This is a genomic window from Oceanobacillus halotolerans (assembly GCF_010993955.1).
In the GTDB taxonomy this organism is placed as follows: Bacteria; Bacillota; Bacilli; order Bacillales; family Amphibacillaceae; genus Oceanibacillus_A; species Oceanibacillus_A halotolerans.
This window is the reverse complement of record NZ_WIXL01000003.1, coordinates 221,843-244,985: the sequence shown is the minus strand read 5'-3', so window position 1 is coordinate 244,985 and position 23,143 is coordinate 221,843. Positions and strand designations below refer to the sequence as shown.

General features: G+C 36.0%; 25 protein-coding genes and 1 pseudogene. 22 read left to right on the top strand and 4 right to left on the bottom strand.

Annotated elements, in window-relative coordinates; translation table 11 throughout:
- Positions 1 to 316: 316 nt before the first annotated feature.
- Positions 317 to 2,254 carry a heavy metal translocating P-type ATPase gene (locus GHC26_RS06465; protein ID WP_163970440.1) on the bottom strand — a complete coding sequence of 646 codons (1,938 nt, stop codon included), beginning with the start codon at positions 2,252 to 2,254 and terminating at the stop codon, positions 317 to 319.
- A 505-nt stretch (positions 2,255 to 2,759) separates the two neighbouring features.
- On the opposite strand from GHC26_RS06465, the gene GHC26_RS06460 reads away from it, so the two are divergent.
- The 4 genes from GHC26_RS06460 to GHC26_RS06445 all read left to right on the top strand — a co-directional run bounded on the left by GHC26_RS06460 (position 2,760) and on the right by GHC26_RS06445 (position 7,914).
- Positions 2,760 to 4,067: an SLC13 family permease gene (locus tag GHC26_RS06460; RefSeq protein ID WP_163970439.1), complete on the top strand. Its 1,308-nt coding sequence runs from the start codon at positions 2,760 to 2,762 to the stop codon at positions 4,065 to 4,067.
- A gap of 33 nt (positions 4,068 to 4,100) precedes the next feature.
- Entirely contained in the window at positions 4,101 to 4,901 is an 801-nt protein-coding gene (locus GHC26_RS06455; protein ID WP_163970438.1) for a serine hydrolase, read from the top strand.
- 146 nt (positions 4,902 to 5,047) lie between these two features.
- Complete coding sequence (locus GHC26_RS06450) at positions 5,048 to 6,388, top strand: CapA family protein (protein ID WP_163970437.1); 1,341 nt, start codon at positions 5,048 to 5,050, stop codon at positions 6,386 to 6,388.
- 50 nt (positions 6,389 to 6,438) lie between these two features.
- Entirely contained in the window at positions 6,439 to 7,914 is a 1,476-nt protein-coding gene (locus tag GHC26_RS06445) for a M81 family metallopeptidase (protein ID WP_163970436.1), read from the top strand.
- A gap of 104 nt (positions 7,915 to 8,018) precedes the next feature.
- Here the strand turns inward: GHC26_RS06445 and GHC26_RS15905 are convergent.
- Positions 8,019 to 8,344: pseudogene (locus tag GHC26_RS15905) on the bottom strand (glycerol-3-phosphate transporter); the annotation flags it as partial.
- A gap of 172 nt (positions 8,345 to 8,516) precedes the next feature.
- A complete protein-coding gene (locus GHC26_RS06435) occupies positions 8,517 to 9,182 on the bottom strand; it encodes a CPBP family intramembrane glutamic endopeptidase (protein WP_163970434.1) in 666 nt (221 codons plus the stop codon).
- Between the two features lie 340 nt (positions 9,183 to 9,522).
- Between GHC26_RS06435 and GHC26_RS06430 the strand changes: the two genes are divergently transcribed.
- The gene (locus GHC26_RS06430) at positions 9,523 to 10,452 is read left to right on the top strand and encodes a WD40/YVTN/BNR-like repeat-containing protein (RefSeq protein WP_163970433.1); all 930 of its coding nucleotides are present in this window, start codon (positions 9,523 to 9,525) and stop codon (positions 10,450 to 10,452) included.
- On the top strand, positions 10,439 to 11,299 hold the full coding sequence (locus GHC26_RS06425; protein ID WP_163970432.1) for a hypothetical protein: 861 nt from the start codon (positions 10,439 to 10,441) through the stop codon (positions 11,297 to 11,299). The genes GHC26_RS06430 and GHC26_RS06425 overlap by 14 nt, the downstream gene beginning before the upstream one ends.
- 110 nt (positions 11,300 to 11,409) lie before the next feature.
- On the opposite strand, the gene cyoE is transcribed toward GHC26_RS06425, so the two are convergent.
- On the bottom strand, positions 11,410 to 12,300 hold the full coding sequence (gene cyoE, locus GHC26_RS06420) for a heme o synthase (RefSeq protein WP_163970431.1): 891 nt from the start codon (positions 12,298 to 12,300) through the stop codon (positions 11,410 to 11,412).
- Positions 12,301 to 12,626: 326 nt separating this feature from the next.
- On the opposite strand from cyoE, the gene GHC26_RS06415 reads away from it, so the two are divergent.
- From GHC26_RS06415 to GHC26_RS16120, 16 genes are all read left to right on the top strand, one after another.
- Positions 12,627 to 12,836 (top strand): hypothetical protein, encoded by a 210-nt coding sequence (locus GHC26_RS06415; RefSeq protein ID WP_163970430.1) that lies wholly within the window; start codon positions 12,627 to 12,629, stop codon positions 12,834 to 12,836.
- A gap of 80 nt (positions 12,837 to 12,916) precedes the next feature.
- Positions 12,917 to 13,324 (top strand): GNAT family N-acetyltransferase, encoded by a 408-nt coding sequence (locus GHC26_RS06410; protein WP_163970429.1) that lies wholly within the window; start codon positions 12,917 to 12,919, stop codon positions 13,322 to 13,324.
- A gap of 28 nt (positions 13,325 to 13,352) precedes the next feature.
- The gene (locus tag GHC26_RS06405) at positions 13,353 to 13,571 is read left to right on the top strand and encodes a DUF3953 domain-containing protein (protein ID WP_163970428.1); all 219 of its coding nucleotides are present in this window, start codon (positions 13,353 to 13,355) and stop codon (positions 13,569 to 13,571) included.
- 75 nt (positions 13,572 to 13,646) lie between these two features.
- A complete protein-coding gene (locus GHC26_RS06400) occupies positions 13,647 to 14,183 on the top strand; it encodes a hypothetical protein (protein ID WP_163970427.1) in 537 nt (178 codons plus the stop codon).
- 15 nt (positions 14,184 to 14,198) lie between these two features.
- Complete coding sequence (locus tag GHC26_RS06395; RefSeq protein ID WP_163970426.1) at positions 14,199 to 14,753, top strand: DUF5412 family protein; 555 nt, start codon at positions 14,199 to 14,201, stop codon at positions 14,751 to 14,753.
- A gap of 116 nt (positions 14,754 to 14,869) precedes the next feature.
- Entirely contained in the window at positions 14,870 to 15,286 is a 417-nt protein-coding gene (locus tag GHC26_RS06390) for a hypothetical protein (protein ID WP_163970425.1), read from the top strand.
- 67 nt (positions 15,287 to 15,353) lie between these two features.
- Positions 15,354 to 15,593, top strand: a complete 240-nt coding sequence (locus tag GHC26_RS06385; protein ID WP_163970424.1) for a DUF2164 domain-containing protein — start codon at positions 15,354 to 15,356, stop codon at positions 15,591 to 15,593.
- A gap of 433 nt (positions 15,594 to 16,026) precedes the next feature.
- On the top strand, positions 16,027 to 16,221 hold the full coding sequence (locus GHC26_RS06380; RefSeq protein WP_163970423.1) for a DUF4083 family protein: 195 nt from the start codon (positions 16,027 to 16,029) through the stop codon (positions 16,219 to 16,221).
- 23 nt (positions 16,222 to 16,244) lie between these two features.
- Positions 16,245 to 17,453: an alanyl-tRNA editing protein gene (locus GHC26_RS06375; protein WP_163970422.1), complete on the top strand. Its 1,209-nt coding sequence runs from the start codon at positions 16,245 to 16,247 to the stop codon at positions 17,451 to 17,453.
- A 16-nt stretch (positions 17,454 to 17,469) separates the two neighbouring features.
- Positions 17,470 to 17,814, top strand: coding sequence for a hypothetical protein (locus GHC26_RS06370; protein ID WP_163970421.1), 345 nt, complete (start codon positions 17,470 to 17,472; stop codon positions 17,812 to 17,814).
- 644 nt (positions 17,815 to 18,458) lie between these two features.
- Positions 18,459 to 18,758, top strand: a complete 300-nt coding sequence (locus tag GHC26_RS06365; protein WP_163970420.1) for a TIGR04104 family putative zinc finger protein — start codon at positions 18,459 to 18,461, stop codon at positions 18,756 to 18,758.
- Between the two features lie 68 nt (positions 18,759 to 18,826).
- On the top strand, positions 18,827 to 19,030 hold the full coding sequence (locus GHC26_RS06360) for a hypothetical protein (RefSeq protein ID WP_163970419.1): 204 nt from the start codon (positions 18,827 to 18,829) through the stop codon (positions 19,028 to 19,030).
- A 627-nt stretch (positions 19,031 to 19,657) separates the two neighbouring features.
- Positions 19,658 to 20,443: an ABC transporter ATP-binding protein gene (locus tag GHC26_RS06355; RefSeq protein ID WP_163970418.1), complete on the top strand. Its 786-nt coding sequence runs from the start codon at positions 19,658 to 19,660 to the stop codon at positions 20,441 to 20,443.
- Positions 20,443 to 22,200 carry a putative ABC transporter permease subunit gene (locus GHC26_RS06350; RefSeq protein ID WP_163970417.1) on the top strand — a complete coding sequence of 586 codons (1,758 nt, stop codon included), beginning with the start codon at positions 20,443 to 20,445 and terminating at the stop codon, positions 22,198 to 22,200. The genes GHC26_RS06355 and GHC26_RS06350 overlap by 1 nt, the downstream gene beginning before the upstream one ends.
- Positions 22,201 to 22,278: 78 nt before the next feature.
- Positions 22,279 to 22,509, top strand: coding sequence for a Uma2 family endonuclease (locus GHC26_RS16125; RefSeq protein ID WP_318936992.1), 231 nt, complete (start codon positions 22,279 to 22,281; stop codon positions 22,507 to 22,509).
- A complete protein-coding gene (locus tag GHC26_RS16120; protein WP_318936979.1) occupies positions 22,478 to 22,804 on the top strand; it encodes a Uma2 family endonuclease in 327 nt (108 codons plus the stop codon). Before GHC26_RS16125 ends, GHC26_RS16120 begins: the two co-directional genes overlap by 32 nt.
- The last annotated feature ends 339 nt before the right edge of the window (positions 22,805 to 23,143 follow it).

The window sequence follows — 23,143 nt, the reverse complement described above, 5'->3', positions numbered from 1 at the left end:
GGGTTGATTGTATTGGAATATTAAGGAAGAATCAACCGATAGATAAACCGTCACGGCAGATTAAACCGTTTAATTGAACAGAATTGACCGATAGAAAGGATGTAACGGTAGATTATCCTAAAATATTGAAAGAAAATCAACCGATAAACAGGCAGTCTTCAATGCAAATAGCCCTAAATACAAAAACGCCTGGATTAGACCAAAACAAAATCATATCCAGGCGTATTATATGAATTGGCATTCTAAGAAACTCAAATGAACTATACTATTCGTGATGTGGTCTTCCTTTTCTCCAATGGTAAGAGACGATCAACTCCTATTTTAACAAACGTAAGCCATTCAAAATAACAAGGATCGTACTTCCTTCGTGCCCGATCACGCCTAATGGAAGGTCTAACAGTTGTAAATAGTTAGTTAGAATAAGCACGACAATCACACTTAAGGAAAAAACGATATTTTGTTTCACGATACGGTTCATTCGACTTGATAGTGTAATAGAATTAGTTATGCGTTCTAAGTTGTTTTTCATAAGCACAATGTCAGCTGTTTCTAATGCAACGTCTGTCCCTTCACCCATGGCAATACCAACATTGGCACTTGCTAAGGCTGGCGCATCATTAATGCCATCACCAACCATGGCGATATTTCCGTATTTTTTTCGTAAGTCTTTAACATGCTCCACTTTTTCCTGGGGCAAGCAGTTTGCTATATAGTCATCAATTCCTGCTTCTTTTGCAACAGCTTTTGCGGTTAATTCATTATCGCCAGTTAGCATAACAGGATGGATACCATGTTTCTTCAATTTGCTAATTGCTTTTTTAGTTGAATTTCGGACTGTATCTTTTAGTGCAAAAACAGCAACAATGGTACCCTCCATTTTAGCAAAGACAACGGTTTTTCCTTCTGCTGCCAGTTTTGAAGCAACTCCATCCAAAAAGTTCTCTGCTTCTGCTTTTCCGACAAAATCAGGTTTACCGATTTCCCATTTCTTCTCATCTACAAAAGCAGTAACACCATTACCACTCACATTTTTCATATCATGTACCTCTATGGTTGCCTTTCCATCTAATTCTTTTTCACTATAGGCAGTGATTGCCTGTGCAAGTGGGTGAGTGGATTCATTCTCGATTGCTCCTACAACAGCCATGACATAGTCTTTATGATCGTTGTTAGCAAAATAAGCATCTGTCACTTCTGGCTTTCCGTTCGTTAATGTCCCTGTTTTATCTAGTGCGATAGCGTTAATGTGGCTTAAATTTTCCACATGAATACCACCTTTAAATAAAACGCCTTTTCGTGCTGCGTTGGAGATGGCAGATAATGTTGCTGGCGTAATCGATGCAACAAGTGCACAAGGGGATGCCACCACAAGTAGTACTAATGCACGATAGATACTTTCCGATAATGCCCAGTCAAATATTAAATATGGTAAAAACAACATAATAGCAACTGTAATTAACACCACATTTACATAGGTAGATTCAAATCGTTCGATAAATAATTGAGATGGTGATTTTTCTTCTTGAGCAGATTGAACCATATCGATAATTTTTTGGAATAGTGTTTCTGTTGGTTTCTTGGTAATACTCACGGTTATCGTTCCATCTAAGGCTACTGTACTAGCATATACTTCATTGTTGTTATATTTATTTAATGGCATGGATTCGCCAGTAATGGCACTTTCATCAATGGCACTAGAACCTTTGACAATAACCCCATCAGCTGGGATTCGTTCACCAGCACGAACAAGGATTTGATCACCTATTGTTAATGATGAAACAGGGACCGTTTTTTCTGTTCCATCTTCAAGTAAAATGGCTTCTTCTGGCTGCATTTCCATTAAAGAAGAGATCGCTTTATTACTTTTGTTCATGGAATAGGTTTCTAATGCACCAGATAGAGCAAAAATAAATATTAATATTGCACCCTCTGTCCAATAACCAATAGCTACAGATCCTATTGCAGCAAAAATCATTAACATCTCTACATTTAACTGCTTGGTTCGAATCGTTTCTGTTATACCTTCTTTCGCCTTAGCATACCCGCCAATTGTAAAAGCAACGATATGCAAAATCACCCACATTGGTTGCGATAATACACTTTCTAATGACCAAGTGATTAGGATTAGAAGTCCACTAAATAGTGCAGCAATTAATTCAATATGTTCGAGGAATTTCTTAAAAAGTTTATTTTCTTGAAAAAAGTGTAAAGGATTATGTCCTTTTTTGTTTAACACATTGGATTCTGTACCCATGACCATCCCCCCTAATTGATAATAATAACCATTCGCATTTATTTATAATTAGTTTTAATTTATATCTATTATAATTTTATCATGATCTTATACTAAGTCAATGGATAAATCGTAAATCTTTAGTTTGTCCTATAAACATAGTGAAATGAAATTATGTATTGATGTTAGGGAGTGATATTTATTATCAATTAGGGCTTTAACTGATAATAAATAGTAAGCAGAGAATTAACAAGTTTAGGAAATAATTTCTAGCTTTTTAGAGATATTTTTTTAGATTGCTACTAAATTATTATAAAAAATGAATTAATAGGAAGATTATACATATATTTCAATAATAGATATGTGTTTTATTGTGTCACTCTATTAAATAGCTTGCTAGATATACATCTTTTATTGGCTTACACAGTAAAATGCTACATCAAAAAATGAAATGGTGGTGATTATTTTAGTTACGTAAAGTTTACAGAAGTTTGGTAGGTATTAAATTAGAAAAGGAGGAAGCATGATGTTTGAAGCTCCCACTTTATTGGGATTAATCCCGATGATCCTATTTATTATATTGGTTTTTAGAAAGTGGAACCCAGTGGCCGCAATTGGAGCCTCTTTAATTGTAGGAGCTATTCTTAGTGGACAATCAATTACTGAAATATCAACCTCTATTCAAGATGGACTAGGTTCATTTTTAGCATATGTTGGTTTAATTATTATGGCGGGTGCGGGTTTAGGTAAAATTTTAGAGGAAACCGGAGTGGCAAAGCGGATAGTAAGTTTTATTATGGATAAAGTAGGGATTTCTACGCCAAAAAGGGCCATAATTGGTACAATGATTGCCTCGACCGTTTTAGTTGCTTTACTAGGTACTTTAGCAGGTGCAAATGCGGTGATCGCACCAGTAGTTATACCAATTGTTGCCTCCGTTGGATTATCTTCTAGTGTTGTAGCTATTTTATTCCAAGGAGCAGGAGCAACTGGTTTATTTCTCGGCCCATTCACTCCACCAATGGTAACCTTAATGGAGTTAACTGGGTTAAGTTATCTTGAAATACTGATTTCTGCCAGTATACCTGTATCTATCGTTCTCTGGATAGTTACTTACTTTTATGCAAAGAAAATTTTGCCTAAATCCTTAAAGGAGCATCCTTATTCAGAAGAAGATATTGTCTCGGTAAGTGAGGATGATAAAGATAGTAAAAATAGGAATATAGTAAATCAATCAACTTGGGCCTTTTTAATTACGTTAATCGGTCTATTAGTTTATGGAATAATTATTGAAGGCGGTTCTACATTTGCTATTTTTGTCATATTGTCTACCGCTATTGTGACAGGATTAGTTGGTCGTTTACATCCTAGTAAATTAGCTGAGACTTTTGTAAAAGGTGCTCAACCAATGGTTTGGCTATTTTTCCAATTTGTTTTATTTACACCATTCATACAATATATTGAAACGATGGGTGGATTTGAAGCGTTAGCGGATCTTTTAATGCCATTTATAGAGAGTAGTAGTAGTTCAGTTATGGTTATTCTAACAACTATTATAGGTATTGCAGGGATTCCAGGAGCGGCAGTTGCACAAAGTGTTATTATGCACGAAATGTTTGGTGGTATTGCGACTGATCTAGCGATACCAATGTCAATTTGGGTAATAGTATTATTGGTGGGTTCACAATTAACATCCTTCTTATATCCAACAGGGGATACACTAGGTGCAATGGGTATAGCTCGGTCAAATGATATAAAGAATATGATTGTGTTCGGTTTCGTAGCCTCGGTTACAGTTATATTGTTTGTAACTGTTCGTTCATTCTTTATTTAGCTACTATCTCATTGACACTAGGAGGGAATTTCGTTGAAAATCTCTGAACTGGAAAAAAGTATTGAGAACTGCTTCGAAGATATACAGGGAGAATATAGTATTGTAATCGAAATAGGGAATAATCAAATATCCTTAAATGGAAATAAAAAAATGCCTGCGGCTAGTATCATTAAAATACCTATCCTAATGGAAGGGTATAGAGTAATCGAGAACAAGAAATTTAGTGAAATGACAAAAATAAGATATTTGGAGGAAGATAAAGTTGGTGGCATGGGAGTCTTAAATTCCCTTGCGTCTGCTAATCCCCTTGCTTGGATAGATATCCTTACGCTAATGATAATTGTTTCGGACAATACGGCAGCTAATCTTGCTATTAAAAACCTAGGTTTTTCAGAGGTTAATAGATTATGTGAAGAAGCTGGTTGTAAGAATACTGATTTAGGCCGATATTTTATGGATATGGAAGCAATTAAAAAAGGAAGTAATAATTACACTTCTGCCAATGATATGGTGTTCCTATTAAAAGAAATAGTGCACGGAAATTTACTAAGTGATGACAGTAAGGCTAGTATTTTAAGGATACTAAAACATCAACAATTTAATACAAAACTTCCAGGACTATTACACCAAAAAGATATTCCAGGCAGTTTGGTCATGGCCCATAAAACAGGTGAATTGCCAGGGGTTGAGCATGATGTAGGGATTTTGGAATACAAAGAAGAGAAAGTATATATTGCTGTACTTCTTTCCGACTTATCAAGTAATTGTGATGGTCAAAAAGCAATTGCGCAAATAGGAGAGTTAGTGTATAGGTTTCTTAAAAGTAATTACTAGTCTAGTAGACTATTATTCATAGTAGGGTTAGAACCTAAAGATATGGAGAATGGAACTTTATATCTTTAGGTAATATTCAATAAATTTGGGTTTAGGTAATTGAAGGTTATTTCTATATTTATATAAATGAATGTGAGGAGTATAAGATGGTTGACAATTCTAGGAATTTTAAGATAGCCCTTACAGGTGATAGTATTATAGCTCGTAAGTTTTCTGCCATTGGAGAGTCTACAAAAGAGCTCTTTCAAATGATACGAGATTCAGATGTTGCGTTTACAAATCTGGAAGTATTACCTAATGATTTTAAAGGTTATCCTGCAGCACGTAGTGATGGAGCACATTTTGCTGCTCATAATTGGGTATTAGATGATTTATTAGATTTAGGGTTCGACTTATTTTCATGTGCGAATAACCACGCATTGGATTATAGTGTCGAAGGATTACTTGAAACATTAGAACAATTGGAAAGTAGAAATATGTCTTATGCTGGTGTAGGTAGGTCCCTTACAGAGGCTAGGATGCCTGCGTACACAGATTTTACGAGTGGTAGTGTTGCAATGTTATCATGTACATCTACTTTTTTTGAAGAACAATCCGCTGGAGAACAAAGGTCGGAAGTTCAAGGGCGACCAGGTATCAACCCATTACGATATGAAACAATCTATGAAGTTACTAGTGATCAATTTAATTTACTGGAAACAATCTCACGTGATTTAGGAATTGAGCAGCAACGTCAAGAGTTTATAAATCTTGGATTTGCTTCGGAAGAACAAGACCCAAAACTATTGCCATTGGTAGATACAAATCTAAGAGCAACGAGTCCATTAAATGCGAAATTTCGTATAGCTGAAAATCCTGAAGTGAGAACCCAACCAAACTCGAAAGATTTAGAAGAAATTTGCCAATGGGTTAGAGAATCTAAAGCGCGAGCACAAATATCCGTTGTAAGTTTGCATGCACATGAGCAAGGTGATACAAGAGAAAAACCTGCAGAATTTATAAGGACGTTTGCACATCGCGTCATTGATGCAGGCGCAGATATAGTAGTTGGGCATGGTCCACATTTGTTGCGTGGGATGGAAATGTACAAAGGTAAACCGATATTCTATAGTCTTGGTAATTTTATCGGTCAAAATGAGTTGATATATAAACTACCAGCAGACTCCTATAGAAGATTTGGCATTGAGGAAACGTTTACACCAAGTGAAGTGTTTCGCATACGTAGTGATAATGGTCAGAAAGGATTTCCGGGAGATGATCTATATTGGCAAACTGTGATGCCTGTTTGTTATTTTGAAGATGAACAACTAACGGGAATAGATATAGTACCTGTTGGATTATCCCACGGGAATAAACCCTATAAACGTGGTACGCCATACTTGGCCAAGAGTATTGATGCGGAAAAAATAATTGGCGATTTTAGTAATCTGTCTATAGAGTTCGGGACCCACATTTCATACCATGATGGTTTCGGATACGTAAAATAGACCTTGTAGTTTGGTGGTACTTATTATGTAATGAAAAGGGGGATGGTCACTTGCGCATTGCAATAGCACAAATATTACATGAGAGTAATACGTTTTCTAATAGGAAAACGACAGTAGATTCTTTTAAAGATTATGAATGGAATTATGGAGAAGATATTGTAGAAACACATTGTGGAGTGCGGAACTACTTAGGAGGTATGATCGATAAAGGGAATGAACTTGACGTAGAGTTAATACCGACCTTTTCCACCTATTGTAATCCATCAGGAACGATTACAAAACAAACATATGAAAGGTTAAAAGATGAATTAATAAAAGGTATACAATCTAAACCTAACCTTGATGCTATTTGTATTGCTTTACATGGTGGAGGGGTTACTGAAAATCATGAGGACTTAGAAGGAGCTTTATTGAAAGATTTACGGAATGTTATAGGGTATGATATGCCAATTATAGTAACGTTAGATTTACATGGTAATTTAACAGAGACCATGGTTGAAGCAGCAACAGCACTTCTTGGAGTAAATCATTACCCACATACAGATACGTATGATCGTGGGAAAGAGGCAATAGATTTAACTGTAAAAATTGTACGTGGAGAAGTATTGCCAAAGATGTCTCTAGTACAATTACCTTTACTAATTTTCCCAACAACCACGTATCAGTCACCTGCTAAAGATGTAAATCAACTGTGTTGGGAAAAGGAAAAAGAAAAAGATGTAATAGACTGTACCTTTTTTCATGGCTTTGCACGATCTGATACCGCTATAACTGGATCTTCCATTCTTAGTATAACAAATAATAATATAAAAAAAGCGAAAAGGATTAGCGAAGATGTAGCTCGAGAAGTGTGGCAGTTAAGGAAGAAGTTTGTGCATAATCACCCTTCTCCTGAAAATGGTATTGTTCAAGCTCTTGAAACGGAAGACTATCCAGTTGTCATAAATGAGACAGCTGATAATCCGGGGAGTGGTGCACCTGGAGATGGTACATTTTTATTAGAAGCTTTATTAAAGAAAAATATTCCAGGTACATGTTTTGGTTTTATGTATGATCCTTCTGTCGTTGAACTTGCTCATCGTAATGGAATAGGTTCCACTATTAATGTAGACTTAGGCGGTAAGACAGATTCTCAACATGGAGAACCTTTGCCTGTGAAAGCTTACGTTAAGAGTTTAACTGATGGGGAATTTATACAAACATCCCCCATGTCAAAGGGAGCAACAGTTAAATTAGGCAAATCAGTTCGTCTACAAATAGGGAATGTGGATGTTATTGTTTGTTCTACTAAGTCACAAACACTAGATGAACAAATTTTCTTGTTACACGGAATTGATGTAAATCAGTATAAGATTGTTGCATTAAAATCTTCACAACATTTTCGTGCGGCTTTCCAGCCTATTGCACAAAAAATTATTACAGTAGATTCCCAAGGGATTAGTACAAGTAATGCATTCTACTATAATTATAAAAAGATACAAAGGCCAATATATCCTCTAGATAAAAGTTGTACATTTGAAGTATAAGTACAGAAAGGCAAAAGATATAGTTGATTTAATTAATTACCAAAGAAGAGACCAAATCAATGATTTGGTCTCTAAATTTTGGAGTATTAGACAGCTTCATTCATTCATAAATAATTTTTAACGACTTCTTGTCTACGGACATTCCATGTGAATAAAAATAGGATAACAGCTAGTACACGAGATACAGTAAGCATGGTAAATCCTGCATTCCAGCCATTTACTTCAACTACTACATCTATAATTGTGCGTTTGCAGCAACGGAACCACCAAGATAACCGAATAAACCAGCAGCTTTTTTAGGAACATAGTCAAATGCTTGTAGACCGATTAACATTACTGGTCCATAAATTAAGAATTCAATCGCAATCAATGCGATATTATCAATTAATGGATTTCCAGCAAGGTTTAACCAGTTAGACAATAACTGTAATTATATACCTATAGGGGTCTAAAGGGGGATATAAGTCAATGACATGCACCCCAATTTTTATACTATACTGAAAAATATAAGGTTGATTTGCAACACCACGTTCTCGCAAAAGTGTTGTCTTGCTAATGATAGTGGTTTGTCGACAAAGTTTTTTGCGCTCCTATAAATCCAGTTATGTGTAAATAATAGTACACCCAATAATAATAATGATCATATCCGCAAAAATATGAATAATCCAGGAAGACCAGATCGTGCTATTTCGATTATTTACTTTGTGAAAGGTGATGCCAATGGCCCATAATCCAAAAAAACAAACCATAATGATAACTGGCTCAAACCATAACATAATCATTGGTATATGATAGGTGGCAAACAAAAGGGGACTATACATATATGCTAGTTTTCTAGGTAAATTAAAAAAGATAAAACCCCTAAAAAAGTACTCTTCTAGAAACGAATTCCCAAACGATATATACAATCCTACTATAATAAACCCTGATGCAGTAATCCCTAGTCGATTATCCAAGTCTTGTTGAATACGATCTAAATCGATAAATGGTTCAGCAATAAAAAATGCAATCAATACAAAACTTGCAGATGTAATACCTAATAACAAAATACGTTTCCATTCACGCTTATCGATCCGTTTCAATGTTATGATGTCTTTTATGTTAAAGTCGTTATACAGTTTTATATATAGGGCAATATTCAGCGCAAATAAAGCAATTTTGCTGCCTGTTTTCACAAGATAGTTTATCTCAATTCCATGCTCGATAAAAGCAAGAATGCTACATGTAATCAAAGTACTGATGATGATAAAAAGAATTTGACTTTTCATCAATTTTCCCCCTATGAAACTACCATTAATCTCCTTCTACTTAATCATTTTTTGTACACACAGTAAAGTCCAACTATTAAAATAAAGACTCTTTTCTCATACTTTGTTGCTTTCTTAACGTCTCATAATTTATCAACTATGTCTTAAGATTTATTCTGGGAAAAGCAACAATCTTTTAGAAAATAGCTAAAGTGCAAGATTTTGGTCGGATGATTTGGAACAAAGATGTTAATATAAATAAGTGGTCGTTAGCTCAGTAACATTACATCTGTGCTTCAGGGAATGCGCATATAATTATAATTGCATATTAAAATAAAATACCATATCGGGAGTGATTCCAGTGAGAAATGTTATCCTTGGTGTAGCTGGTGCGATGATGATTGGCTTAACCATTGGTATTTTCTTTTACCAAAGTCAAGACCAGATTACGCTTCCAGAATTAAATCAACCAAATGAAATGCAAGAGAATACAAACCCATCAAATGAACTAGAACAACCTTATGCCCAGCCATTACAGCCAGTAAATAATGATACGATTAGTTATACATTACAAAACGACGAGCTAAATATTACCTACAATAAAGGAAAGGACTGGGTAAGGGTTCCGGTTGAAAAAGGCCAATTATTTGATGGAGAGTACAATGGGAACAAACAAGAATTAATTGCTGGGAGCTATATTCTTAATGAAAATCGTGCTGCATTTTTATATAAGCAAGGTCGGACATTTTTAATATACTCCCTCGATCAAGGAAAAACATGGCAAGAAAGCGTTGTTACGGAAACCTTTCCACCAATAAGGTTTCGAAAAGTGGATTTCTTAAATGATCAGTTTGGGTATGTTGTTCTTTCTGGTGACCGAACTATGTCTCAAGAGTTTTCCACTTCCTTTTTAACGAATGATGGTGGAGAAAATTGGAAGGAAACAGCTAGTCCACCGACAACGAGATTACTTGCTGATGGTGGTTTTGTAGATGAAACGACAGGATTTATGTCCTATGGAACGATTAATCCTGAGGAACCAGACGTTTATGTTACACAAGATGGCGGAAATACTTGGACTGAAGCAGTTATTCCTATTCCGGAGAAGTATGATAGAATCTTTGTTCAGGCAGAATTTCCAGTAAAAGAGGATGATCATTTGTCTGTTTTGGTTAACCAAGGTCCTAATGGTGATTATAAAGGTGGAAACGTGAAAGGAAAATTCATTTCAGAAGATAACGGTAAAACATGGGAATTTTCGATGGAGGTACAGCCAAATGAAACAAAATAAGGATATACGAAAAATAATAGGCTGGATTCTATTCCTTTTTGCGGCTGGCTTCTTTTGTTTGCAATTAGGGTATTTGTTCATACATGAAAGGTTTCAAGTAGAGTATATTGATAATCGGCTTTTTTACATCATAAATATTCTCTGTGTGACCTGTTTAGGGCTCGCAATTTTGCTTTTGCTTACACTTACGAAAAAGTGGAGATGGATTGGTGCTAGTGTTATGGTCGTGTTCATTGTTGTTAATGGGGTGCTGCTTGTTACAAGTAACCAGGAAATTAAAAATATAACAAGCCTATCACCTGATTTTAAACATGTTTTATCCATTAAAGAAAATGTGAAGAATGGAGAAGCCGTTTATTATAGATCGTATTACGGCATTTTAGCTCGTCCAAAAGAAAGATTACCCTATGAAACAGACGGGGAGTATAATGTGGAATGGTTAGCAGATGATGTTGCAGCCGTTACATACAAAGCTGTTGACGATACCATTCAGCAATTTATCGGTACTTATGGTGATCGTGGTAGTGGTAGCTCTTATTATTATGTTGGAGCCGAAATTCATGGACGATGGGAAGGGAGTGATGTATCAGTTGTAAGCAATACAGAAGGAATATCTGTTACGGAAAATGGTGAAACAGAATTATTCGAGTGGGAAAATATGGAGCAGTTTGGTACACTTGCTGTTGTTTTAAAGAAAAATAACGAAGCCGTTTGGACCATATCCTTAAATGAAAATTTTAAGGTTCATTCTGCTGCTTCCGAACCAACTGTCGGAAATATTAGTTTATATAAGGCAACTATGGAAGAAAATCAGCCAATAACACTACATTATAAGACTTTAAATTAAAAATCAAAATGGAGTTATCTAGTTATTGGCGTTTATTATTTGCTTTCCAGTAAAGGATATATCTTTTATATATGAAAGCGTATCTTCATGAGTAATTCGCTTAATGTAACTTACAAATCAAAAATAATCCCCATCAGTGAATAGATAATGACTGTTGAAAATAGAATGGTCATGTATAAAAGTGAAAAGATGAACAATGATTTGGCCCATTTTTTGGAGTCCATTTTGTTGTATCCTCTAATACTAATAACCAGCCATATCGTTCCCATAAGTAACCCCACAAGCATTAGGCCAATACTTAATGAACTAAATAAAAGACTAATCGCAATCATAACGACTAAATAGACGTTTGTCTGGATGTACGTTCTTCTGATTCCTTTGACAACAGGAAGCATTGGGACATTAGCTGCTTTGTATTCATCCTGTCTTCGAATGGCAATGGCATAGAAATGAGGCATTTGCCAAAGAATCGAAATAACAAATAAACCAAGAATTGCAGGGTGTGTAATATCCGGATACATCGCCGCCCAGCCAATTAATGGTGGCATAGCCCCAGATAAACTTCCGATTTCTGTATTATATACAGTCCTTCGTTTACTCCACATCGTGTAAGGCACGACATATAAAAACAATCCCATGAAACCTAAGAATGCTGCTAAGGGAGTCGTAAATAAAAGAGCACCGATTCCAACAATAGACATTCCAATCGAAAGCCATAAGACCACTTTAGTGCTAATTTGCCCTGTAACAGTTGGCCTTACTTTCGTCCGCTCCATAATGGAATCAATATCACGGTCATATAGATTATTAAAGGCACCAGCAGCACCAATAATTAGTGCAGAACCGATAAAAGCACATATAATTTCGAGGATTTTATCCGTTATTGGTATTTTATAGGTGTACAGTGCCAGTGTTAGACCAGCAAACATGGGGATCAAATTCGATTTAATAATACCTGTTTTAACGGTTGCGGCTAAAATTTTACTAAGTTTTGTTTCCATTTTATATGCAAATTCCTTTTCTACATTGTGATGTTCGTTAACTTCCTACAAATTATAACATTTTTTTCGAGAGAAAGTCTGATTTTATGTTTTTAAAAAATGAAGAACGTATCTTCTTCACAATATATTCAGAATATTTATGGTAAAATAAGTAATACCATTCAATTTCAGGGAGTGGGGAAACGTGTTGGAATTCATCCAATATTGTAACCCCATGCTGTAACATGGAACGGCTACAATAGTCCAGTCCCTCAAGAGAAGCGGCACAACTTCGGAATAATTCCTTTCTGCTTGGTCAAATCACATGATGGAAAAGGAGTGATTGAATGGGATTTGTTAATTGGTATGACTGGATTCAGCCTACGAATCCGTATGCTTCTATCTTTTTTGGAATTATTTTCACCGTAATCATAGCAGCAGTTGTATGGTTTGATACAAAGGAATTTAAGACAATAGGAGTTGTATTTATAATTGGGATAGTTGTCACGTTTGTTGGTGTTCTGCTTCTTTATACAGCTGGATATTACGGCTCTTAATGAGTTCTCTCAACTAGTTTTAATACTAATTTAATTCTAGTAAACTAAAAAAAGAATCAAAATGAATTGGAGGATTACAATTGGATTTTACATACACAAATACAGTACCTGATAAAGAACTGTTTTTTAGATTATATGAAACAACAGGATGGAACGAAAATCATGGTTTTACAGAGGATGAATTGTTTCAAGCTATAACAAACAGCTGGTATCTAGTTGCTGTTTATGATGAGGACGAGTTAATTGCTTTTGGTCGGATCATTTCAGATGGTGTCTATCAAACATTAATAGGGGATTTAATTGTTCACCCAGCCTATCAGAAAAAAGGATTAGGCCGTACCGTGTTACATATGTTACTAGATCATTGTAAAGCGAAAGGCATTAAATGGGTGCAATTGACTGCTGCAGAGGGAAAAGCAGACTTTTATAAAAAATACGGTTTCCAAGAAAGACCTGCTGCTGGACCAGGAATGGAAAAATATCTTTAGTATCGCTGCGTAAATGGGGGGGAAAGTGATGTTAAAACAAGTAAGAATTGGGATTGGAATACTTTTAGTCGGATATATCATCTATAGTTTTCTCTATGGTTATCATCTGACTTGGTTATTTGCCTTATTAGGTGCTTATCTCTTAACAACGGGAATAATTGAATTACAACAGGATAATCGGAAATTAGGATACCTTGATATTACCTTATCGATTTGTTCTTTTATTATTTTATTAACTTCGATTTAATTTAAATGGGGGATAGTTATTCCTATCAATAAATTAGTAATTTTATCCGTAGCATATAGTCTGTTCCTCCTGATCATGGCGTTCTTTCAATGGAAGTTAATCGAGGTCTTTACGCCATTTTTTATGCCATTTGTCTGGTTTGTTGTATATGGACTGTTTGGTGTCCTATTCATTATCACGATTATCCGGTTATTTTGGAAAAAGGATTGGAAACCTTTTGTGATACATGTTGTCACGATCTTTTTATTGGTTGTGATTCCGTTTAATCAACTAGCCATACACGTCGATTTTTTGTGGAAGAAATCAGCCAGAAATGAAGTGGTAACAATGATCCAAAAGGAAACCCTTCAAGCGAACGTTTCCCACAATTCATCTCTTATTCACCTACCAGCTTGTTATACACACGTGTCATCTGGTGGTGGAGATGTTATGATCGATAAACAAGGAGAAGATTATGCAGTATTATTCTTCACATTTCGAGGAGTGCTCGATAATTTCTCTGGTATTGTTTATTCCCCGAATGATGAGGGGCCATCCCGACGTTCATTTGGCGGGGATTTCAAAGAGATTAAAAAGCTTGATGAGCATTGGTACTTTGTTTCGTCTGCATAGCAGAGGAGAGTGTATATGAATCCTTATGTAAGTTTAATTGGTTATGTCAGTTTAATGATTGCGTCTCTCTTTTTAATCATTTTTTTGGTTACATGTAGTGTTTCTTTTATTAAAAGGAAGCCTTTTCCGAAAAAGCTTCTAACTGCTACAATCATTAGTTTTGTTATCGGTTTTGGCGTAATTGGCTACACCAAGTACTTCTTTACATTCGATAACCTTGATGGTGAGTTGTATGAAGGACCTGTTGAATCACCAACCGAAAAATATACAGCGAATGCCTATTTTAAGACGTATGGTGGTGCAGCGGGTGGTGTTAATCTTTGGGTAGATGTTACCTCTCATGATAGTGGAGAGGTGAAGACCATCTATCATAGTGATGCGAAACGTACTTTTTCAATGGAATGGAAAAATGAAGACACCTTATACATTAAGAATGAAAGCCTGGAATTTCCAAACTCAAATAGAAGTGTTGAATTAGATGTGAATCATGAGATTTATCATGACAGCGGGCTTGCTTGTCAAAGTTGGCTGATGAAGAATGATTATGAAACTTGCTATCAAAATGAATGATGGTTTGTGTGGGGATAAATCTTTACCACGTGGTACCTGGCGGGTATGACTAAGAATGCGGCGTACTGTGGGTCGAAAAATCCAATCAAACAGGTTGATTTTTATGGGGGATTTTAATGAGAAAAGTAATCATATATTGTGTGTTAGTTTCGTTCTTATTCTTCCTAGCTGTCTTATCCCTAACAGGTCACTTCCCACCGCAAGTTGGCACCGATAACCCAAGTGCCAAGGATATTCTAGATGGAAACGCAGATGCTGATATCTTACAATTAGATGGTCTGGTCTACTCCAATGTATCGAATCGTGATTGGATTAGCGAAAGGGAGTATACCAAAGGGGAAAAGATCGGTGAAATTAAGAAGCAGACGACAAATACATGGTGGTTCTGGAACTTATATGCATCAAAACTTCCAGCAGGAACAGCTGTTTATACTGCCAATGGAGAGGAATATGGAAAAGGAGATGCACCGCTAAATGTAATGGTGAAGCGAAACGGGGAATGGGAGGTTTACCAATCATTACGAGAAGGATAGTATAGAGGAATTGAATAGGATGTGGCCGGTCGAAACGGTCTAAAATTAAAAGGACGGAGCGAGATTAATGTATGTCAGATTTTCAAAAGCTGAAAAAGATAAAATAAAAGAGAATCTAAAAGTCTACTTTGAGCAGGAGCGATCAGAGGAAATTGGTGATTTAGCAGCAGAGAATCTATTTGATTTTCTTGTAAAAGAAGTTGGGCCTTATTTTTATAATCAGGGTATAAAAGATGCAAAGGAAATGGTTGAACAGAAAGTGATGAATTTAGAGGAAGATCTTCAATCATTGGAAAGACCACTCTAACACAAAGCAGGTGAGGACGATTAATTCACTTATTAGAGGTTTATTTGTATTTGTAACCGTTTTGGTTATCACGTTTCCGTTTTATTTCATTATCACCATCCAGACAGACTATTTGATGATCATTTCCATAGCCAGTGCCATTTTGGGAATTGTGTTTGCGAATGCTTTTATAACCAAACGAAATAAGTGGAGAAGATAGGTGAAATATGGGTTAGTGAGTTCACGCTTCTAACGGGAGTGCTTGTCAGTGCCCAGAACAGCAAGAAAATCAGTGAAAAGGTAACAGAGCACACTTATCAATGCACATTCAAGCAAGAAAAGCCGTAAAAAGTAAATCGAGAACGTACGCTTGTCAGTACCAAAACAGGAATAGATAAGAGAGTGCAGAACAATTCACAAATTTACGAGACGATAGTAGGATAGGAGGATTTAGATGCTAATCGGATCAACTCTAGGTGGATTACATATTGGTGATATGATTTTTCAATTACTTTTCTTTATAATCCTAAGTTTAGTTGTAGCAGGAATTGTATTGGTATTTGTGACGATGATAAACCGAAATAAACAGTTAAATCGGATTGAACAAAAATTGGATCAATTATTAACGGAAAAGCATCATTACAAGTAAGAAAAAGCAAGGAGTGTACCAAAATGACAACCAAAAAACTATATTATAAAGACCAATATAATCGTTCGTTTACAGCCAATGTGGTAAAAGTCAGTAAGGATGAAAAGGAACGTGACTATGTTGTGCTAGATCAAACTCACTTTTATCCAACTGGTGGTGGCCAGCCACACGATACGGGAACATTACAGGATGTCAGGGTGTATGACGTGGAAGAGGTTGATGGTGAAATTAGACATTTTATCGAGAAGCCATTGATAGTACACAACGAACTTGTTGGCAAAATTGATTGGAATCGCCGTTTTGATCATATGCAGCAGCATGCAGGTCAGCATATTTTATCGGCAATATTAGAAGATGATCATGGTTACCCAACAGTTAGCTTTCATTTAGGAAAAACAATTTGCTCGATTGATATTAAAGCTCACGACCTATCAGATGAGGAAGCGAGGCAAGTTGAAGAGAAGGCGAATCAGCTTATCTTAGAAAATCACCCAATTGAAACAAAATGGGTAACGGATGAGGAGCTTTCGAATTTTACGCTACGAAAAGCAGTATCTGTAACAGACAATATTCGTTTAGTCATCATCCCAACTATCGATTATAACGGTTGTGGCGGAACACACCCACAATCAACAGGAGAAATTTCCTCCATTAAAGTCTTACATTTGGAAAAACAAAAGAAAAATATTCGTGTCTACTTTGTTTGTGGAAATAGAGTGCTGAACCAACTTCATGAAAAACACCATGTCATTCAAGGTCTAACCTCACAACTTAGTGCCCCTCAGGAAAAACTAGTAGAAGCAACCGAACAAGTCTTACAGCAAAACAAGAATCAGGAAAAGAGAATCGATCAATTGAAAACACAACTTCTTAAGTCTGAAGCTAAAACACTAATCGATGAGGCAAAGTGGGTTCATAATCGGAAAATCGTAAAAGCTATTTTCCAGAACCGTTCCATGAAGGAAATGCAGCAATTGGCAAAGTTGATTCCAATGAAAACGAGCCAGGTGGTTGTATTACTAGTTTCGGAAAACGATACCAAACTGCAACTTGTTTGTTCCCGAAGTGATGATGTGGTTATTAGTATGAACAAATTAGTGAAGCAGGTGCTGCCAGTTATTGATGGAAAAGGCGGTGGAAATGATTCTGTTGCACAAGGTGGTGGTGACCGAAGTTTGTCAGCAGAACAGTTTATGGAAGAATTAGGTAATGCCGTAAATAAACTGAAATAATAGAGGGGGAGTGTAGTTGGTTTATCACACAAAAGTGCAGCGGCTATCTCATTTGAACCTTTTTCTTTTCGAAGTTTTAATGATAACCGTCATGGAGAATAACTTTCATATGATCTTTTATTTTGCGCCAGTATTTCTATTTTTGCTAGGAGCGATATTTGTACACTATAAGCTGAAAATTAAGGATCAATCACTCGTGTATCAGGTAATTTTATTTGATAAATTAATCTATGAGAAAGAAGTTCATTTAGATGAAGTCAAACATGTGAAGCTGAAACGAGTCGGTTGGAAGACGAAATGTGCAATCATTCATGTTACAAAAGAACTATTTTCGCGGGAACGATTTGTCAGGGATAGTTAAAGTGAAGAAAAAATTTTGGCTATCAATTAGGGGAATAGTAATTGGTTTAATTATATCGCTGTATGTTTACCGTGATGAAAAATTATTTTCAAATTGAAAATCGATATCCAGCAACAACTGTCTATGTCACGGAACAAAATTTTGATGTGACAATAGGCTTACTTTGAATTATGCTTTTTTGTTTTATCACTATTTTTATTACTTGGTGGTTTATCGAAAAAATTACGAATAGATTACGTAAGGATGATAATTAAATCAAGAATTAAAAATCATTAAAGAATGGAAGTAGAGTGGAAGAAGCCTGCTATAAACGAAACTTTTAATCTGTATCAACCTTATAAATAGTTAAAAAGAAAAAAATGTAGTCAGAGGACGTGAGAGTTGTGCCGATTCAAGTGGTTTTTGTGCTGTTAATTGGCTTAGTGTTCATTTACTTCGGTTATTTAATTTTCACAAGAAAAGTACCTAGTTTACTTGATTACTTCTTAAAACAGGGTGTCATATACAATGATGAACTTTCATCAAAATTTTTTGGTACCCTTATTATAATTATAGGAATTGCTATACTGCTACTACCTTGGATTCTCGGTATTGAGAATATGAACACTTAAAATAAAAACCATTAAATGAGAGGTGCTTAATAAATGCCAACTTGTCGAAATTGCGGAAAAGAGTGGAGTTGGAAACAAAGTTTTAAAAAGATGTTTACATTGGACACGGCTATGGAATGTCCGTACTGTGACCGAAAGCAATATCTTACAACTAAAGCAAGAAAAAGAAATTCTTTACTCCCATTTTTGGCTCCTTTGATTATGCTTCTGTCCATTTTATTTGATATTCCCCCTTCCATAACCCTGGGGATGTTATTAGTGACTTTTTTATTTATAATGGGATTTAGTCCACTGTTAATGGAATTATCGAATGAAGAAGAACCACTGTGGTAGTGAATTTCCTTACCCATCTTTAACAGAGTGTGGGATTGTTGAAAGAATTAGAAAGGGAGGGAGAAAATATGCCAAAAGGATTAAAAATAATGTTATTTTGGACACTAGTATTTCCCACAATCATTACGATTCTTCGGATTTTAACAGATTATATAATCGGAAAGGATATTGAACTGGTTTCCTATTCTGCCGTGTTCTTAGGAATAGCTGCTGGTGGGCTAATTTTTGCAGGGCCTATAAATTATCTTTTAGCGAAATCAAGAGAGGAATAAAAATACTTTTTCTTCTTCAATTAACAGAAAATGTTCACAGTATATGTTTTAAATTAAGTAATTGGTTTTATTGTTATATGAGAAATCGGTGGGATTTTAAGGGTTTAATTCACGTCACTTTAATGTCATCTAGCTACCATAAAGCGTATGGTGTTATGTCCCTCATTCTTTCAATGTTTCTTTTTTCTATATCAATGGAAGAATTTATTACAAACTATTGTAACGAGGCTTGATGGTCCGTCCGCGGAAAGCAAGCATATTTCCTCTACGTCCCTCGTACAAAAGCAACAATCCTTACTAAAAGAACCTCTAAAAAAGGAAATGTACCTGAAACTTTAATCATAATAAACCGTAATACAGTAAAGTTGAAAAAAGTTATACAACATTGGAGGTTAAACTTGTATGGATTTTACCCTAATTATTATTCTTATTGTTATGGGAGTTGTTGTACATTCTCTCGTCTTTGAAAGATGGGGATGGGTAGAAGAGACTTCTTTCTCAAAAAAAAATACTATTCTTCATAGGTTTTGCAGTTGTGTGTGCTTTAATATTATTTGGTATTAGTTAGAAATAAAATTAATGAATGCTGCTTTATAAAAAATGTTACATCAAATGAAAGGTGAGTCGATGGAAAACAAATCAATCAAACTGACAAATCTAACAAAATCATATAGAAGACATGTCGCTGTGAAAGATTTATCCCTTGAAGTAAAACAAGGTGAATTGTTCGGGTTTCTTGGACCGAATGGTGCGGGAAAGACAACGACGATTAAAATGTTGACAGGCCTGCTGGAGCCTACAGGTGGGACGGCAGAAATTAAGGGGATTGATATTTGGAAAAGCCCAATTGATGCCAAAAAGAACATTGCTTATGTACCTGATCAACCAAATCTTTATCCAAAATTGACGGGATGGGATTACCTTGAGTTTGTTGCGTCCGTTTTTCGAATTCCAAAAGACAGGTTCCAGTCTAAAGCAGACGAATTGTTGCAAATTTTTAGCTTGACTGATCAGGCTAATGACTTAATCGAAAGCTATTCGCACGGGATGAAACAAAAAATCGCGATATGTGGTGCGCTCATTCATGAACCAGATGTACTGTTTTTAGATGAACCGACAGTCGGACTGGACCCAAAAAGTGCACGCAGTCTGAAGAACCTACTTCGTGAGCTTTGTGACAATGGCATGACAGCGTTTCTATCCACACATATCTTGGAAATTGCCGAACAAATGTGTGATCGGGTCGGGATTATTTTTGAAGGTGATATCATTGCGCTCGGAACGATGGATGAATTAAGGAGCAGCGGTGAAAATGCGGATCAAAGTTTGGAGGATATATTCTTGGAGTTGACTGGTGGCGAGGATCAGCAGGCAATAATCAGTGAAATTTCCGATAACGGTGATGCTAAATGATGACTGCCCTGTTGAAAAATCAGTGGAAAATATTTTTAAATACAATGCGATCACAACCAGGGAAGAATTATTTAAGCTACCTAGTTATGTTCATCGTATTTGCAATTCTGTTGTATTGGTTATCAGAGGGAATCTGGGCAATTGGTGATTCTATTACCAAACCTATTTTAGCTGGCATCTTATCATACGGATTTTTGCTTGTAATTGGGTTTATCATTTTGCTTGGGTTGCCACAAGTGTTTAAACACCTGTATTCCGCAACGGATCTAAACTTGTTATTTACGATGCCGATTCCGACAAGATACATTTTTTGGGTGAAATATGTACAGAGTTTCGCTGGAATCCCATTATTAGTATTTATTCTTTATATTGTACCATTGTATGTTTATGGGATTTTTATCGGCGCAAATCTCCTGTATTACCCTGTTGGATTGCTCACTTTGCCGGCAGTTATTGTGATCGGTTTATCGATTGCGTATTTGTTTAACCTAGTCTTGGTGCAAATTATTCCAGCGAGTAAGGCAAATGAATTTATGACCGTGATGAGCGTGTTATCAGGTATATTTGTCTATTTATTATTCATGTTTCCGAATATGGCAAATGATCGTCCATTGTCTGAACTGATTCTTTCAGGTCTCCCACTGTTCCCAGAATGGTTGCCAGTAACGTGGGCGAGTGAGGCAATTATTGCTGCAAGTATAGGTTCAATCGACTTTTTGGTACCTTTTCTTATGATAGTTGTCTTAGCGGCAATTTTTATGCTATTAACATCGACACTCGTTGAGAAAGGTTTCCGCACTGGCTGGGTTAAGTTAAGTGAAGGCAGTGGGAAAAGGCGTAAGAAAGGCATTACAAAAAAATCTGGACCAAAACTGCATCATCCTGTCATTGCTATCGGGAAAAAGGAATGGTATGCGGTTAAGCGTGATATGCGGGAATGGCTCGTGTTCCTGCCAATTGTATTTTTTGGATTTGGTTTTGTATTCTCTGGGGCCGTGTCAGGTGGAATGGAACTAAGTGACTTACGTGGTCCAACTGAGGTAACATGGCCGATTACCCAGGCAATACTTTTGTTTATTTATGCTATGTTCAACGGGCAGATTGCTAGTTCCACTATTGCAAGGGAAGCAAAATCGGTCTGGATATTACGTATACTACCGTTATCAGGGAAAGATATTGCATTCGGCAAGCTGTGGATTAGTTGGCTCATTCCATTTGTTGTTTTGACCCTAATTGAAATTGTTATTGGCATTTTCTTTGGGTGGACAGCCCTTCAATTAATCAGCGGGATAGCCATGAAAGCTGTTATTACTGTTGGTATCAGCGGTATTGGTATGTGGCTTGGGACAATTGGAGCGAAGTACAACCCAGCCAATCCGCAGAACAGGTTGAAGTTCGGAACAGCATTTCTATTGTTTATTGCTTCTTATGTGTATTTGTTTTTTGCACTTATTCCGTATGTCTTATTGTTAATTCCAGTTGAGACAATGACATCTGCACAGGAATTCAGTAATGAGATCGATGGATTTTTTGGCACTATAGCTGGAATTGTTTATACGGTATTAACCTGGAAAGAAGCAAGCCCTATAATTGTCACTGTGGCCGGAATTCTTTTAATGCTTATCATTTCAATAGGTGTTGCCTATATTTTCACGATGTTGAGTGCACGTAAAATTGATCAAGGTATTGAGATTGAAATGGTACAGAATACAAATTCAAAGCCGCTCCTTGGCAAAAAATCAAGTAGATTGTATTGACTGTGGGAAAATGTGTACTAGATTTTCGAATATACTACTATGGTAATAAGACATACTTTCGGTGATGAAAGGGTGAGAATGTTGAGTTTGCCAGGGAAAAGAAACGTAACAGTGGATGAATTTTATAAGCTTAGGGAGGATTCTGACCAATTAATGGAGTATATAGATGGCGTAATTTTTATGTCTCCTTCCCCATCCACAAAGCATCAACGAATTTCTGGACGTTCACATGCCCAACTTTTCCAATTAGTAGATGGTTCTGAGTGTGAAGTGTTTCATGCGCCATTTAATATTGAAATTAACGCATGAGGTGATGGATGGCACAAAGATTGTGATTCCTGATTTGTCAGTGATCTGTGATGAAAGTGGGTTAAAAGAGGAAAGATATGTGGGTGTTCCTTCTATCACTATGGAGATTGTGAGCCCTTCAAATCAATCCTATGACTTGGTTTTTAAACTTAATCTATACATGCAATATGGGTATTGGATCTTAAATCCTATACTAAATACAGTCCAAGTGTATACCTTTGATGATAATAAACAATACCAATTACATGACATTGCGAAAGATAGGGGACGTATTCATTCAACAATACTACCTTAATTTATTTTAGATGTTGAAAAGGTTTTTGCTTGAAGCATCGTTTAAGAATACAATGCATTAGAAAAATGAATCAATCAGAGGACGATAATTAATTGGATCGTCCCTTTTTCAACGAAGGGTGCCGCTAGCCAAGTTTTTGATAAGTGCGTTAAGTGTGAAAAATGGAAGATTATGTATGGGTCCCTTATCTTTAGTCAAGACCGCTATGAAAGAGGATTTAGTCAGGAAAGGCTAGGGGAAACAGCTGATTATCCTAATTAATGGTTATTTTAGAGGATATTGTGATACGATGTAGAAAATATACTAATAAAATAAAAGCGTATGGATGGTTGTGAAAAG

Coding starts and splice junctions, on each gene's coding strand:
- GHC26_RS06390 (WP_163970425.1), top strand. CDS start 14,870: ATGAGAAAAGTAATCATATATTGTGTGTTAGTTTCGTTCTTATTCTTC.
- GHC26_RS06460 (WP_163970439.1), top strand. CDS start 2,760: ATGTTTGAAGCTCCCACTTTATTGGGATTAATCCCGATGATCCTATTT.
- GHC26_RS06380 (WP_163970423.1), top strand. CDS start 16,027: ATGCTAATCGGATCAACTCTAGGTGGATTACATATTGGTGATATGATT.
- GHC26_RS06465 (WP_163970440.1), bottom strand. CDS start 2,254: ATGGGTACAGAATCCAATGTGTTAAACAAAAAAGGACATAATCCTTTA.
- GHC26_RS06360 (WP_163970419.1), top strand. CDS start 18,827: ATGCCAAAAGGATTAAAAATAATGTTATTTTGGACACTAGTATTTCCC.
- GHC26_RS16120 (WP_318936979.1), top strand. CDS start 22,478: ATGCGCCATTTAATATTGAAATTAACGCATGAGGTGATGGATGGCACA.
- GHC26_RS06375 (WP_163970422.1), top strand. CDS start 16,245: ATGACAACCAAAAAACTATATTATAAAGACCAATATAATCGTTCGTTT.
- GHC26_RS06405 (WP_163970428.1), top strand. CDS start 13,353: ATGTTAAAACAAGTAAGAATTGGGATTGGAATACTTTTAGTCGGATAT.
- GHC26_RS06355 (WP_163970418.1), top strand. CDS start 19,658: ATGGAAAACAAATCAATCAAACTGACAAATCTAACAAAATCATATAGA.
- GHC26_RS06350 (WP_163970417.1), top strand. CDS start 20,443: ATGACTGCCCTGTTGAAAAATCAGTGGAAAATATTTTTAAATACAATG.
- GHC26_RS06425 (WP_163970432.1), top strand. CDS start 10,439: ATGAAACAAAATAAGGATATACGAAAAATAATAGGCTGGATTCTATTC.
- GHC26_RS06450 (WP_163970437.1), top strand. CDS start 5,048: ATGGTTGACAATTCTAGGAATTTTAAGATAGCCCTTACAGGTGATAGT.
- GHC26_RS06415 (WP_163970430.1), top strand. CDS start 12,627: ATGGGATTTGTTAATTGGTATGACTGGATTCAGCCTACGAATCCGTAT.
- GHC26_RS06400 (WP_163970427.1), top strand. CDS start 13,647: ATGGCGTTCTTTCAATGGAAGTTAATCGAGGTCTTTACGCCATTTTTT.
- GHC26_RS16125 (WP_318936992.1), top strand. CDS start 22,279: ATGTTGAGTTTGCCAGGGAAAAGAAACGTAACAGTGGATGAATTTTAT.
- GHC26_RS06435 (WP_163970434.1), bottom strand. CDS start 9,182: ATGAAAAGTCAAATTCTTTTTATCATCATCAGTACTTTGATTACATGT.
- GHC26_RS06365 (WP_163970420.1), top strand. CDS start 18,459: ATGCCAACTTGTCGAAATTGCGGAAAAGAGTGGAGTTGGAAACAAAGT.
- cyoE (WP_163970431.1), bottom strand. CDS start 12,300: ATGGAAACAAAACTTAGTAAAATTTTAGCCGCAACCGTTAAAACAGGT.
- GHC26_RS06395 (WP_163970426.1), top strand. CDS start 14,199: ATGAATCCTTATGTAAGTTTAATTGGTTATGTCAGTTTAATGATTGCG.
- GHC26_RS06385 (WP_163970424.1), top strand. CDS start 15,354: ATGTATGTCAGATTTTCAAAAGCTGAAAAAGATAAAATAAAAGAGAAT.